Origin of the sequence: Bradyrhizobium iriomotense (assembly GCF_018130765.1) — a bacterium.
Taxonomy (GTDB): Bacteria; Pseudomonadota; Alphaproteobacteria; order Rhizobiales; family Xanthobacteraceae; genus Bradyrhizobium; species Bradyrhizobium iriomotense_A.
Map to the genome: position 1 here is coordinate 670181 of NZ_JAFCJZ010000001.1, position 14330 is coordinate 684510.

At 65.3% G+C, this 14330-nt stretch carries 12 protein-coding genes; 9 read left to right on the forward strand and 3 right to left on the reverse strand.

The window, feature by feature from the left end; translation table 11 throughout:
- The first annotated feature begins 1 nt into the window (after position 1).
- Complete coding sequence (locus JQ635_RS03215; RefSeq protein WP_211408398.1) at positions 2–919, forward strand: ribokinase; 918 nt, start codon at positions 2–4, stop codon at positions 917–919.
- Positions 920–976: 57 nt separating this feature from the next.
- Positions 977–1702 carry a sulfite exporter TauE/SafE family protein gene (locus JQ635_RS03220; RefSeq protein ID WP_211408399.1) on the forward strand — a complete coding sequence of 242 codons (726 nt, stop codon included), beginning with the start codon at positions 977–979 and terminating at the stop codon, positions 1700–1702.
- Positions 1703–1771: 69 nt separating this feature from the next.
- Here JQ635_RS03220 and JQ635_RS03225 read toward each other — a convergent pair whose 3' ends face one another.
- The 3 genes from JQ635_RS03225 to JQ635_RS03235 form a co-directional block, all read right to left on the reverse strand.
- Positions 1772–3343, reverse strand: coding sequence for a DUF1963 domain-containing protein (locus JQ635_RS03225; RefSeq protein WP_211408400.1), 1572 nt, complete (start codon positions 3341–3343; stop codon positions 1772–1774).
- Positions 3344–3460: 117 nt separating this feature from the next.
- On the reverse strand, positions 3461–5500 hold the full coding sequence (locus JQ635_RS03230; protein ID WP_246583243.1) for a putative bifunctional diguanylate cyclase/phosphodiesterase: 2040 nt from the start codon (positions 5498–5500) through the stop codon (positions 3461–3463).
- Positions 5501–5517: 17 nt separating this feature from the next.
- Positions 5518–6675: an ABC transporter substrate-binding protein gene (locus JQ635_RS03235; RefSeq protein ID WP_246583244.1), complete on the reverse strand. Its 1158-nt coding sequence runs from the start codon at positions 6673–6675 to the stop codon at positions 5518–5520.
- A gap of 205 nt (positions 6676–6880) precedes the next feature.
- Between JQ635_RS03235 and radA the strand changes: the two genes are divergently transcribed.
- The 7 genes from radA (at position 6881) to JQ635_RS03265 (ending at position 14284) form a co-directional block, all read left to right on the forward strand.
- Positions 6881–8326 carry a DNA repair protein RadA gene (gene radA / locus JQ635_RS03240; protein WP_211403075.1) on the forward strand — a complete coding sequence of 482 codons (1446 nt, stop codon included), beginning with the start codon at positions 6881–6883 and terminating at the stop codon, positions 8324–8326.
- Between the two features lie 166 nt (positions 8327–8492).
- Positions 8493–9122, forward strand: a complete 630-nt coding sequence (locus tag JQ635_RS03245; RefSeq protein ID WP_011086837.1) for a CvpA family protein — start codon at positions 8493–8495, stop codon at positions 9120–9122.
- Positions 9123–9150: 28 nt separating this feature from the next.
- A complete protein-coding gene (purF, locus tag JQ635_RS03250) occupies positions 9151–10674 on the forward strand; it encodes an amidophosphoribosyltransferase (RefSeq protein ID WP_211408403.1) in 1524 nt (507 codons plus the stop codon).
- A gap of 15 nt (positions 10675–10689) precedes the next feature.
- Positions 10690–10821, forward strand: a complete 132-nt coding sequence (locus JQ635_RS39180) for a hypothetical protein (protein WP_283825975.1) — start codon at positions 10690–10692, stop codon at positions 10819–10821.
- A 70-nt stretch (positions 10822–10891) separates the two neighbouring features.
- Positions 10892–11632, forward strand: coding sequence for an SDR family NAD(P)-dependent oxidoreductase (locus JQ635_RS03255; protein ID WP_211408404.1), 741 nt, complete (start codon positions 10892–10894; stop codon positions 11630–11632).
- Positions 11633–11712: 80 nt separating this feature from the next.
- The gene (locus JQ635_RS03260) at positions 11713–12861 is read left to right on the forward strand and encodes a hypothetical protein (protein ID WP_211408405.1); all 1149 of its coding nucleotides are present in this window, start codon (positions 11713–11715) and stop codon (positions 12859–12861) included.
- Positions 12862–13060: 199 nt separating this feature from the next.
- A complete protein-coding gene (locus tag JQ635_RS03265; RefSeq protein ID WP_211408406.1) occupies positions 13061–14284 on the forward strand; it encodes an ABC transporter substrate-binding protein in 1224 nt (407 codons plus the stop codon).
- The last annotated feature ends 46 nt before the right edge of the window (positions 14285–14330 follow it).

The window sequence follows — 14330 nt, forward strand, 5'->3', positions numbered from 1 at the left end:
CATGATCCTGGTGTTCGGGTCGCTCAACATCGATCTGGTCGCACAGGTCCCGGTCATTCCGGGCCCCGGCCGGACCGTGCTTGCCCCGTCCTACCAGACACATTTCGGCGGCAAGGGCGCCAACCAGGCCGTCGCCGCGGCGCGGATCGCTGGAGCAGGACGGGTCAGGATGGCAGGTCGCGTCGGCCGGGACGGGTTTGGCGACAGCGCGATCGAGAACCTGCGGACGAACGGCGTCGATACGGCTTTCGTCGTCAGGGGCGCCGAGCCAACCGGCTGCGCCTTCATCACGGTCGATCAGGCCGGCGAGAACGCGATCACGGTGGCCAGCGGCGCCAACATGGCCGCGAGCGCCGGTGACGTGCCGGCCGAGCTTTTCAGGCCCGACACGGTGCTGGTGCTGCAGATGGAGGTGCCGTTCGCAGAGGCGCTGCAAGCGGCACGGCGAACGAATTCGGCCTCCGGCACCGTGATCTGGAATCTCGCGCCGGTCCCGGAGAAGATGACCCGCGAGATGGTGACGGAGCTTCTCGCCGTCACCGACCATCTCCTCGTCAACGAGCACGAGGCGATCGACGCCGCAGCCGCCATCGGCCTCGCTGTATCCGATCACGAAGCAGCAAGCACGGAACTCGCGAAGGCCGGCGACCTCACCTGCATCGTCACCGCCGGCGCGCAAGGCGCCCTGGCTGTCACAGCGGACGGAACCCGTATGCACGCCCCCACCCTGCGCATCACGCCGGTGGACACCACCGGGGCCGGCGACACTTTTGTTGGCGCGTTTTTGGCGATGCTCAGCGAAGGCGTGCCACTGCAACGCGCGCTCGCCGTGAGCTGCGAAGCAGCCGCATTGAAGTGCCTCAAGGCCGGCGCCCAGACCGGCATGCCGATGCGCAGCGCATTGGGTTCCCTCGCCTAGAACGCATCGCTCGCGTCCCTGCCTGCGGCTAAACTCTCCCGATTCGTGGAGACCGCCTTGGCCTTTCTCTTCGTCCTCACCGTCGGCCTCATCGCCGGCACCATCTCAGGCATCGTCGGCACCGGCTCGTCGATCATGCTGATGCCGGTGCTGGTCTATGCCTACGGGCCGAAGGAGGCCGTGCCGATCATGGCGGTCGCTTCCGTGATGGCGAATTTCTCTCGGATCCTGGCCTGGTGGCGCGAGGTCGACTGGCGGGCCTGCGCGGCCTATTCGGTGACGGGCATTCCGGCCGCCGCGCTCGGCGCGCGGACGCTGCTGGCGCTGCCCTCGCACGCCGTGGATCTCGCCATCGGCACCTTCCTGATCGTGATGGTGCCGGTACGGCACTGGCTGGCGCGGCACGACCTCAAGGCCAATCTCTGGCATCTCGCCATCGGCGGCGCGATCATCGGCTATCTCACTGGCATCGTGGTCTCGACCGGCCCGCTCAGCGTGCCGCTGTTCCTGTTCTATGGCCTGTCCAAGGGCGCCTTCCTCGCTACCGAAGCGGCCTCATCGCTCGGTCTCTATTTCGCGAAGTCCGTGACCTTCGAACGTTTCGGCGCGCTGACCGGCGATGTGTTCGTCAAGGGCCTGATCGCGGGGGCCTCGCTGATGTCAGGTGCCTTCATCGCAAAACGCTTCGTGCTCCACCTGAAGCCGGACGTGTTCCGTCTGCTGATGGATGCGATCATGATCGCGGCCGGGCTCTCAATGCTCTGGAACGCGGCGCAGTCGTAGATGACAGGGGATGCGGCTGCATCGCCTGGCGCGGACAATCAAGGCCGCTCATCACGGTGAGCCAGGCTCCTAGCCGCCTTCGATCCAGGCATGGATCTTGTCAAAGCGATGGCGGGCGAGGTCACGCTCTTCGATCGTGACATAGAGCGCTCCAAGATCGCCCCACCCCCATCCCAATGCCTGATCGGATGCGAGCTGGAACAAGAGCGGAGAGTCATCAGCCTGGTTTTCATGTTGAACCGGATTTGGATGTCCGCCCATTCGGTGGGGGCGGCCCAACTCGACATGCCGCAACCGCTGTTGCAGATCATCGACGATGTGCGCGGGCAGCTGTGAGAGCGCCTTATCCCCTCGCACATAGAGGTCCAGCATGTCCTCTCGGATGGCCATTTCGAGATGAGGCTTGAAATTCAGGCTGCGCTCTACTTTTTCGAGCACCCTCGTGTCATAGGTCTTGAGCCAATATGCACTGCGGCTTTCCATCAGCGCCGCGGTGAGTTCAGCCCATTCCGAGCCCGGTAACACGGCCTCCAAGTCTTGCGCGAGAATTCGATCGCGCCAATGCTTGAGCGCCTTGCCTTGCTGCTCCACCCACGCAAGATGTGCATTGGCCGACAGCTCGATCTCGACGTTCAAGGCTTCTTCACCATCGCCGCCGGAATAGGGTTCGAAAAGCTCGGTGAGATATCGACGGTTCTCTTCAAGCTGCTGAAGCTGCTCCTTGTAGTATCGGAGATTCCCTTCCAAGCCGCTCAGGTGATCGCCGCCCTCGGTCGCACCTGCTTCGACCAGCTTTTGCTCATAGTCCGCCAGGAAGCCCTTGAACCGGACGGCCTCGGCGTCGAGCGCGATGAAGCATCGCGGCATCCAGCCCGTCCGGCGCTCGGCTTTGATTTCCGCGTTGAGCGCGGCGCGGGCTGCTTCGATCCGGGGCCCGTATCCGATTTCGCGATCGGCAAATTCCTTGCGAAGTCCAGCACGACGATCGAATTCGGCGTTGAACCAGTTTTGATCGGGTTCCGGCGGGCCGTTCAGAGCTCCGAGGCCTCTGAACCGTTGAGCATAGTCGTCGGGATCGAGGTCTCGCAACAGCCCTTCCACGACGTAGTAGGCGCCGCGCCAGGTCAGCGGCCGGTCGAGATCGAGGCTGCCGGACGCGTGCAGGCTTTGGTCGCTCTCGGGGGCGCCATAGAGGTTGGCGCCGGACACCAGGGGTGATCCGTCGCCACGCCAGTCGGTTTCGCTCAGCCGATACCTCTGGGCGACCAGTTCAAGCGGCCATTTGCGCCAGAGCTTGGGCACGCCGGGCCGAATTCGGGGCGACGACCAGTCGATGTAGTCTCGCATGACATGACGCACAGTCGGTGTTTGCGCCGGTGGCTCGGTTTCGGGGCCCAATGCGTCGATGTGCAAGACCTGCACCGTCTTGCCTTTCGCCTCATCTTCCAGCTTTAGAACGTTGGCAAACAGCAGCAGCCAGCCCTTGCGCGGGCCGAGACCGTTCCAGAGGTCGGCCGGCAGATCGTCGCAATGTATCTGCGCGAGAAAATGTAGCGGCGAACCTGCACTGTCGCACGGCCATTTCACCGATCGCGGCATCATCGGCAGTCCGCCCAGCCATGAGAGCGCGGGCTGCTCCACGGAGATAGGCACCCTGCGCTTCAGGATGACGGAAACCTGCTCTTCCCTGAGGGGCTGTGGCCTTCCTCTTATGGATCGCAAAAACACAGCTTCAAACCTCCGCAAGTCGCGCCGCGCTCAGGCGGCGAATTCGGGCGCGATCGACGGGCTGCGGACGCGGCTCTCGACAGACCGCCCCTCGAGCCCTTGCAGCACCGCCGCGAGCGGCTGCGGCCGGTGGAAGAGATAGCCCTGCCCGAGCGTCACGCCGATCTCGCGCATGGCCTCGGCCTGCTCGGCCCGCTCGATGCCTTCGGCAACCAGGGTCAGTCCCAGCGTGCCCGCGAGCGAGGCAATGACGCCGACGATCGCCTTGTCTTCCGCGCTGTCGGGAATCTCGCTGATGAACGCCTTGTCGATCTTGACCTTGTCGAGCGGAAAACGCCTGAGATGCGCGAGCGAAGAGTAGCCCGTGCCGAAATCGTCGAGCGCGATCGTGGCGCCAAGCCGCCGCAGGCGATGTAACGTCTCGGAGGCGCTGGCGATGTTGTTGATCAGCGAACCCTCGGTGATCTCGAGCTCGAGCATCGATGCTGCGACATCGAAGCGCGCACAGGTCGCGCGCAGCTCGGCGGCAAGCGAATGGTCGGCGAGCTCGGACGGCGGCAGATTGATCGCGATCCTGATATCCGGCCTGCCGGCGGCGGCCAGGCGTTGCAGCGCGCGGCATGCATCGGTCAGCACGTAGCGCGTCAGGCGCGCATTGTTGCCGCTGCGCTCGATCAGCGGCAGGAATTCGCCGGGACCGATCACGCCATGGTCGGGATGGCGCCAGCGAATCAGCGCCTCGAGGCCGACGACGGCCGCGCTGTCGAGGTCGACCTGGCCTTGATACCAGACCTCGAATTGTCCCTCGGCAAAGCCTGCGGGAATGGCAAGCTCGAGATCCCTGCGACGGCGATAGTCGCGCTGCAGCGCTTCGTCCAGCACCGCGACGGTGCCGGGCGCCTTGCTCTTGGCATGGTAGAGCGCGATGTCGGCGAGCGCCGGCAGATGCGACAATTCAGGGTCGCCGGCGCGGCGGACGGCAAGGCCGATGCTGGCGCGCGGCACGACCTGCTTGTCGTGCAGCCGGACCGGCTCGGAAATCGCATCCAGCAGCTGGCGCGCGAAGCCCTGCGCCGTCGCTTCGTTGCTGACCTCGGGACGGATCACCACGAACTCGTCGCCGCCGAGCCGCGCGACCCAGTCCTGCGGCTCGACCGACTCGCGAAGACGTTCGGAAATGTGAACCAGGAACCTGTCGCCGGCGTCATGGCCGAAAGTGTCGTTGATGCCTTTGAAGTCGTCGAGGTCGATGAAGCAGAAGGCGATCAGCGTGTCCGGCGAGCCTGCATCGCCGCTCAAGGTCACCAGGCGCTCGGTCAGCGAGCGCCGGTTGGGCAAGCCCGTGAGCGGGTCGTGCGACGCCATGTGCCCGAGCCGGTCGAGCGCGCCCGAGGTCGTGTGCTGCATGGCGTTGAAGGCCTGCGCGAGCTGGCCGAATTCGTTCGACGACCTGATATCGGCCGGATAGGCGCGGCCATCCTGCTTGCTGCGCTGGATCGCCGACATGATCGCGGCGAGCGGCTTGCCGATGAAGATGTTGGCCGAGATGCGCATCGCCACCACAGTGGCGAGCGTTGCGAGCAGGCCGACGACGAGAAGCAGCATCAGCCGGCCGCCGGTGTCGGCATACACGGTCGTATATGAATAGGCGATGGCGATGCGTCCGGCCTGCACAGCGATGTTGCCGTTGCGGTAGTTGATCGGGCGCGAGATTTCCGCGACCTGATCCGAGGGGCGCGCCACTACCCGGGCAATCGCAACGCCGGTATCGTCGTAGACGGCGGCGGCGGCGATGGTCTCATCGTGCAGGATCTCGTTGAGCACGCCAGTGACCTGGTCGTAACGCATCTTCCAGAGCGGCTCGGCGATCAGCTCGGCGCGGCTCTCGGCGGTGCGGGCAATGCGGGCGTCGAGCTGGCGGATCTGCGACCAGAAGCTGGTGGCCTCGACGCCGGCAGAGGCGAATAATTGCACCAGCAGCAGGACCGGCACGGTGGCCCAGATCATCGCGCGGACGACCGAGCGCAAGCGCCGCGGCGCAGCTTGCGCGTTGCGATCCGGACCGGTCATCGCCTCATCCTCGCGCATCAGTCGCCGACGCCGTCCGGAAGTGCCAGGGACGAGACCAGCGCATCGAGGGAAAAGTCATACTGGCCGCAATGTCCCGCCTTCGCCCTGAACCGCGTGAAATCAATCCGGTCGAAAGCGCGCGTCTTGATGAGATCGCCGACCGAGCCGAGATTGGCGCGCGTGATGGCGGATGTCTTGACCTCGACCCGCGGCGAGGCGTCGGCGAAATCGCAGCCATCGGCGTAGTCGCGGAGCAGGACGATCGACCAGCCGCCGAGCAGGAAGTGCCCGCCATCGGTCAAGAGCAGACGGCCGGCCTTGATCTCGCGCAGCGCCTCCTCCGACCAGTTGAGGCCGACCACCTCGATATTCCGACCGGGCACGAGGCCGGCCGCGCTGATGGCGCGGAGCGCGCCGAGCGCCATCGGATCGTTCCCGGCCCAGATCCCTGCAGGCCGGATCTCCTTGCGCGCGGCCCAGCCCAGATAATTCGCCGTGACCTGCTCGGCCTCGGACTGCGTCCAGTTGGCAAACAGCATCCGGTCCACCACCACGTCGGGCGCGGCGTCCGCGGCAAGCTTGAGACCGGCGTTGCGCGCGATCGAGGCCGGCGTGATCTCGTCGCCGCCGATGCCGAGAATGTGGATCTTGCCGTCCGGGCTCTGCCATTTCTCGGCACGCGCCGTGGCGATCAGCGCATTCGCCATCCGCGCGCCCGCCGTCTGGAGATCGGTCGTGATATCGCCGAGCCAGGTCTTGAGCGTCTGGCGCGGCGGCCCGAGGCGCTTCGCGTCCTCGCCGATCAGCGTGTTCGACAGCAGCAGCGTGTTGACCCCGGCGGCCTCGGCCGCCTCCAGGATCGGAACGGCGGCTGATTCCTCGTTCGAGAGAATGAGGAAGTCGGGCTTGTCGGCCCGCGCGACCACGCCGAGCCCGAGCTCCTGCATGGTGCGGTAATTGCGCTCGCTGGTCAGCACCTCGACATGCGCATCAAGCTTGCGGCCGGCGGCCCGCATGGTCTGCGCGACCATGTCCCAATAGACCTCGCCGGTCTTGCCGGGGCTCACGAAGACGATGTTGAGAGATTTGGCGGCAGCCGCGTGGATACCGCCGGCCGACGCCAGCACGCCGCAGGCCATGCCCACGGCGAGCAATATCCGCAAAAATATCGTCATTGATGGCGCCATCCCGTATCGGTTCCGAAACTGGGCCCGGGTCCGCTAACATTTGGCAAAGTCCGGTGCGGCGCGGCTCCCTAGAGCTAACAAACGGTGTACCGGTCGTGTTGAATTGCGCTATGCGGCGCGGGGTGATCGGCCTCAGGGCCCACCATTTTCGTGCTATCAGCAGACCCCGACACCTCCGACTCAACATCCCCCAATGGCCAAGAACACGCTTTCCTTCGTCTGCCAGAACTGCGGCGCGGCCTATAACCGCTGGCAGGGCAAGTGCGAGTCCTGCGGCGAGTGGAATACACTCGCCGAAGAAGACACCAGCGGCAGCGTGCCGGTCTCGATCCGCTCCAAGCGCAAGGGCCGGACGTTCGCGCTGGAGAGCCTTGCCGGCAAGAGCCCGGATGCGCCGCGCCTGTCCTCAGGGATGACCGAGCTCGACCGCGTCACCGGCGGCGGTTTTGTCCGCGGTTCCGTGCTGCTCGTCGGCGGCGATCCCGGCATCGGCAAATCGACATTGCTGACGCAGGCAACCAGCATGATGGCGCGTGCGGGCCACCGCATCGTCTACATCTCCGGCGAAGAGGCGGTGGCGCAGGTGCGGCTGCGCGCCGAGCGGCTCGGGCTGTCGGATGCGCCGGTGCAGCTCGCCGCCGAGACCTCGGTCGAGGACATCGTCTCGACGCTGTCGGAAGGCGCGGTGCCGCGGCTGATCGTGATCGACTCGATCCAGACCATGTGGACCGACACGGTGGAATCCGCGCCCGGCACGGTGACCCAGGTGCGCGCCTCGGCGCAGGCGCTGATCCGCTTTGCCAAGAAAACCGGCGCTGCCATCATCCTGGTCGGCCATGTCACCAAGGACGGCCAGATCGCCGGCCCCCGCGTGGTCGAGCACATGGTCGACGCGGTGCTCTCGTTCGAGGGCGAAGGCTCGCAGCAATTCCGCATCCTGCGCGCCGTCAAGAACCGATTCGGCCCGACCGACGAGATCGGCGTGTTCGAGATGACGGGCCTTGGCCTGCGCGAGGTCACCAACCCCTCCGAGCTGTTCCTCTCCGAGCGTGATCTCGGCACGCCCGGCACCGCAGTCTTTGCGGGCATCGAGGGCACGCGGCCCGTTCTGGTCGAATTGCAGGCACTGGTCGCCCCGACCTCGCTCGGTACCCCGCGCCGCGCCGTGGTCGGCTGGGATCCGAGCCGGCTCTCGATGGTGCTGGCGGTGCTGGAGGCCCATTGCGGGGTCAAGCTGTCCGGCCACGACGTCTATCTGAACGTCGCCGGCGGCCTGCGCATCCACGAGCCGGCGGCCGACCTCGCGGCCGCCGCGGCCCTGGTTTCCTCGCTGGTTAATGCGCAGTTACCCACCGATGCCGTCTATTTCGGCGAAATCTCGCTATCGGGCGTGGTCCGCCCGGTGGCGCAGACCCCGGCCCGGTTGAAAGAAGCGGCAAAGCTCGGCTTTCAGCGCGCCGTGCTGCCCGAATCGGCCCGGGGCGATGCCGGCGGTGACGCCGGATTGTCCCTGAACGCGGTCAACAGCCTGACCACATTGGTGGCCGAGATCGCCGCTAGGGGCTCCCGCCGGGGCGAATCCAGCGCGCCGGCAGAGAAAAATGCCACACCGGCAAGATTCCGCCGTGGAGAGGGGTAGCCGGAGGTGACGTCGGAGGCCCCCGCCGCTATACACCCGTCACAAAAGCAGCATGGGATTGCGTGGTTGCGGCCTTGCCGGGAACGCCGTCTGCCCCTCTTTTAGGGCGGCGGCCAAACACCGATTCGCTGAGCACCTTTGAAGTACGAGCGGACCAGACCAGCCGATGCCAGTAACACTCCTCGACCTGATCCTGCTCGGTGTGATGCTGATCTCGGGCCTGCTCGCGATGGTTCGCGGCTTCATGCGCGAAATCCTGTCGATCGCGGCCTGGGGCGCGGCGGCCATCGTGACGCTGTATTCGTTCTCGAAGCTGCTGCCGACCGCGAAGACCTATTTCAACAACGACACGGTGGCGAGCGTGGTCGTGGTGGCCGGCGTGTTCGTCGGCACCCTGGTCGTGGTGTCCGTGATCACGGTCCGGATCTCCGACATGATCCTGGATTCGCGCATCGGCGCGCTGGATCGCACCCTCGGCTTCCTGTTCGGCCTGGCTCGCGGGCTTTTGATCGTCGTGGTCGCCTTCCTGTTCTTCACCTGGCTGGTGCCGGACAAGCAGCGCCCGGACTGGGTCACGGGGGCCAAGTCCCGCGTGGTGCTCCAGGGAACCGGGGATTGGCTGATGGCCCTCTTGCCTGACGACCCCGAGAACACCATCTTGAAGAGATTCAAGAAAAACAAACCAGATGATGATCAAGCTGATTCCGAGCAGCAGCCTTCGGGCAGTGGCGACGGATACAGTAAACCCGCTCGTGACAGTTTGAAAAAACTGATCGAGAAACCCGCGGCACGTTGACTTGAGCCCAAAGAGAGGCGCGAACGAGATGCGACACCCTGACCAGGACGCTCAACTTGATCTCGACGCCAAGGCCGGTTTGGGCCCGGCCGCGCTGGAGCTTCAGGACGATCTGGAAGGGGATACGCTGCGCGAGGAATGCGGCGTCTTCGGCATCTACGGGCACCCGGATGCAGCCGCCATCACCGCGCTCGGCCTCCACGCCCTGCAGCACCGCGGCCAGGAAGCCGCCGGCATCGTCTCCTACGACGGCAGCCGCTTTCACTCCGAACGCCGCCTCGGCCTCGTCGGCGATACCTTCTCCCGCCGCGAGGTGATTGATCGCCTGCCCGGCAGCATGGCCGTCGGCCATGTCCGCTATTCCACCACCGGCGCCACCATCCTGCGCAACGTGCAGCCGCTGTTCGCCGAGCTCAACGCCGGCGGCCTCGCGGTCGCCCACAACGGCAATCTCACCAACGGCCTGACCCTGCGCCGCGAGCTCGTGAAGCACGGCGCGATGATGCAATCGACCACCGACACCGAGGTGATCCTGCATCTGGTCGCACGCTCCAAGCGCGCCCGCTTCATCGAGCGCTATATCGACGCGCTGCGCGAGATCGAGGGCGCCTATGCTCTGGTCTCGCTGACCAACAAGAAGCTGGTCGGCGCGCGCGATCCGCGCGGCATCCGCCCGCTCGTGCTCGGCGAGCTCGACGGCTGCCCGATCCTGACCTCGGAGACCTGCGCGCTCGACATCATCGGCGCGCGCTTCGTGCGCGACATCGAGCCCGGCGAAGTCATCGTGTTCGACGAGAACGGCCAGGACATCCACAAGCCGTTCCCGCCGATGGCGCCGCGCCCCTGTATCTTCGAATACATCTACTTCTCGCGGCCGGATTCCATCGTCCACGGCCGCTCGGTCTACGAGGTGCGCAAGGCCTTTGGTGCGCAGCTCGCGCGCGAGAGCCACGTGCCGATCGACGTGGTGGTGCCGGTGCCGGATTCCGGCGTGCCCGCCGCGGTCGGCTACAGCCAGCATTCCGGCGTGCCGTTCGAGCTCGGCATCATCCGCAACCATTATGTCGGCCGCACCTTCATCCAGCCGACGCAGGCGATCCGCGAGTCGGGCGTGCGCATGAAGCACTCGGCCAACCGCGCCGCGATCGAAGGCAAGCGCATCATCCTGATCGACGACTCGCTGGTGCGCGGCACCACCTCCAAGAAGATCGTGCGCATGATGCGCGATGCCGGCGCCAAGGAAGTCCACTTCCGTCTCGCTTCGCCGCCGATCCTCTACCCTGATTATTACGGCATCGACCTGCCCGATCGCGGCGGCCTGCTCGCAGCGACGCATTCGCTGGAGGAGATGCGCGAGATCATCGGCGCCGACTCGCTCGCCTTCCTGTCGATCGACGGCATGTACCGCGCCATGGGCGAACCCGGCCGCGACCCCGCCAATCCGAAGTTCTCGGACCACTGCTTCACCGGGGCGTATCCGACCCACCTCACCGACCAGACCCAATCCGAGCCGCAGCCGCGGCAGCTGTCGCTGCTGGCGGAAGCGAGCTGACGAAAGACCGCGACGATGCAGCTGGCCATCGCCATTCTCTGCGGAGGGCTTTTGGTCGGCTTCATCGTCTTCGCCTTCAGGCAGGGCATGAAGGTGCCGCCCGACAGCTCGGGGAACGGTCCGAGCAATAGTAACAATATCCAATAGGGCTACGGCGGGAGCTCGAGGGCAGAAATTCCGGGCTTGTCCCGGCCATCCACGCCTGTAAAACCCCGCAATGACAAAACCCCTCGCCAACCGCATCGCTCTCGTCACCGGCGCCTCGCGCGGCATCGGTTTCGCCACGGCACTCGCGCTCGCCAAGGCCGGCGCACATATCGTTGCAACGGCGCGGACGCAGGGCGGGCTGGAAGAGCTAGACGACGAGATCCGCAAAGAGGGCGGCAGCGCCACGCTGGTCCCGCTCAACCTCACCGATTCCGACGGCATCGCGCGGCTCGGCGCAGGCCTGCACGAGCGCTACGGCAAGCTCGACATCCTCGTCGGCAATGCCGGCGTGCTCGGCCCCTCCTCGCCGATCGGTCATATCGAGTTGAAGGCCTTCAACGACGTGATGGCCGTCAACGTCTCCGCAAACTTCCAGCTGATCCGCTGCATGGAGCCGCTGCTGAAGCAGTCGGATGCCGGCCGCGCCGTGTTCATCACCTCGGGCGCCGCCAACAAGGCGACCGCCTATGTCAGCCCCTACGCCGCCTCCAAGGCCGCGATGGAAACGCTGGCGCGCGCCTGGGCGCAGGAGACCGCGAACACGGCTCTGCGCGTCAACCTGTTCAATCCCGGCCCGGTCCGCACCCGCATGCGCGCCACGCTGATGCCGGGCGAAGACCCGGAGACGCTGGATACACCCGAGCAGGTCGCCGAGTTTATCGTGCCGCTGTGCACGCCCGGCTGGACCGAGACCGGCAAGTTCTACGACTACAAGACCCGCACGCTGATGAGCTTCCGCTCGCCCGCCTGATTGACTCGCATGCCTCCCCGCGATTGACTGCCCGCGCTCAGGCGGCAGCAAGCCGCAAGCCAACAAAAAGGGAGGTTGCCATGGCGCCATGGCATGATCGCGCAGGGTTTTCGCGTGCGCTCGTAAATGTCTCTCACGCCTTCTCCATCCTGATCGCAGCCATCGCGTTCATGCTTCCCGGCACTGCGACTGCAGGTGACGTGCCGGCTTTCGCCGTCGATGCCTCCTGGCCGAAGCCGCTGCCGAACAACTGGATCCTCGGCCAGATCGGCGGCATCACCGTCGACTCTCAGGGCCACATCTGGGTGATCCATCGCCCGCGCTCGCTCACCGACGACGAGAAAGGCGCGAGCCTGAACCCGCCGCGCTCGAAATGCTGCGTGTCGGCGCCGCCCGTTCTCGAATTCGACAGCGACGGCAATTTGCTGCGCTCATGGGGCGGCTCGGGCGAAGGCTATGAATGGGTCGGCCGCGAGCACGGCATCGAGGTCGACGAGCGCGGCTTCGTCTGGGTCGGCGGCAATGCCGATAACGACAACGCCATTTTGAAGTTCACGCTCGACGGCAAGTTCGTTGCCCAGATCGGCAAGATCGCACCGAGCCTCGGCAGCAACGACACGACCCAGCTCGGCAAGCCCGCCGAGACCGCGGTCGACAAGGACGCGAACGAAATCTATATCGCCGACGGCTATGGCAACCGACGCGTCATCGTATTCGACGCGACGACGCTCGCCTACAAGCGGCACTGGGGCGCCTACGGCAACAAGCCGAGCGACGACAAGCAGGGTCCCTACGATCCCAAGGCGCCGGTTGCGCAGCAGTTCGGCAACCCCGTCCACTGCGTCAAGCTCGCCAATGACGGCCTCGTCTATGTCTGCGACCGCATCAACAACCGCATCCAGGTGTTCAGGAAGGACGGCTCATTCGTGAAGGAGTTCTTCTTCGAGAAGAACACGCTCGGCAACGGCGCAGTGTGGGATATCGCGATCTGGCCCGATCCAAAGCAGACCTGGCTGCTCAGCGCCGACGGCGAGAACAACGAGATCAGGGTCATCAAGCGCGACGACGGCAGCGTGGTCGGCAGCTTCGGGCACAGCGGCCGCAACGCCGGTCAGTTCCACTGGGTGCACGCCATGGCGATCGACGCCAAGGGTAACGTCTATACCGCCGAGGTCGATACCGGAAAACGCATCCAGAAATTCAAGCTGACGTCGGACGCACTCAAATAGCGTCTCAACGCATTTTGCCCAATAGTTAACCGTCGGATGACGCTAAAGCGCGATGAGATTGCGACGAATCGTCGTCGCGCTTTAGGCTCATCCGGCTTTAGGTGCATTGCCGCCGGCCGTGGGACACGGTAGAGCCATCGACAGGAACAAGGCTCCGCAAGAGAGCCGTCCGAATATTAGACAATGGAGGAGACCTTTTATGACGACGTTCGCGCGCCGCACTGCGGCTTTTCTGGCATGCGCCACTTTCGGTTTTGCAACATCCGCCTACGCGCAGGACAAGACCATCAAGATCGGCGTGCTCAACGACATGTCGAGCCTCTACGCCGACATCGGCGGCCCCAACTCGGTCGCGGCGGTGAAAATGGCGGTCGAGGATTCCGGCCTGAAGGCCAAGGGCTGGACCATCGAGGTCCTCTCCGGCGATCACCAGAACAAGCCCGACATCGGCGTCAACATCGCCCGGCAATGGATCGACGCCGACAAGGTCGACGCCATCGCCGACACGCCGAGCTCCGGCGTTGCGCTCGCGGTGAGCAACCTCGTCAAGGAAAAGAACTCGGTGCTGCTCAATTCGGGCGCGGCGACCGCAGATCTGACCGGCAAGGCCTGCACGCCCAACACCGTCTCCTTCACCTACGACACCTACATGCTCGCCAACGGCACCGGCAAGGCGCTGACCAAGGCGGGCGGTGACAGCTGGTTCTTCCTGACCGCGGACTACGCGTTCGGCCATGCGCTGGAGCGCGACACCAGTTCCGTCGTGACGGCTACCGGCGGCAAGGTGCTCGGCGGCGTGAGGCACCCGCTGAACACGGCGGACTTCTCCTCCTTCCTGCTCCAGGCGCAGTCCTCCAAGGCGAAGATCATCGGTCTTGCCAATGCGGGCGGCGACACCACCAATGCGATCAAGCAGGCTGCCGAGTTCGGCATCGTCTCCGGCGGCCAGAAGCTCGCGGCGCTGCTGCTGTTCATCAACGACGTGCATTCGCTCGGCCTGAAGACCGCGCAGGGCCTGACCTTCACCGAGTCCTTCTACTGGGATCTCAACGATCAGACCCGCGAATGGTCGAAGCGCTTCCAGAAGGTTTCGCCCAAGGGCGCGATGCCCTCGATGACGGTTGCGGGCCTCTATGCCGAGATCCTGCATTACCTGAAGGCGATGGACGCGATCGGCAGCAATCCGCATGACGGCGCCAAGGTCGTCGCCAAGATGAAGGAGCTTCCGACCGACGATCCGCTGTTCGGCAAGGGCCCGCTGCGCGCCGACGGCCGCCGCCTCATCCCGGCCTATCTGTTCGAGGTGAAGAAGCCTGAGGAGTCGAAGGGCCCGTGGGACTATTACAAGCTGGTCGCCACCATCGCCCCGGAAGACGCCGCCAAGCCGCTCGAGGCGAGCGACTGTCCGCTGGTGAAGAAGTAAATCAAGCAGAAGGCGGGCAAGGCACCGCGTGCGTCGTGCCCGCATT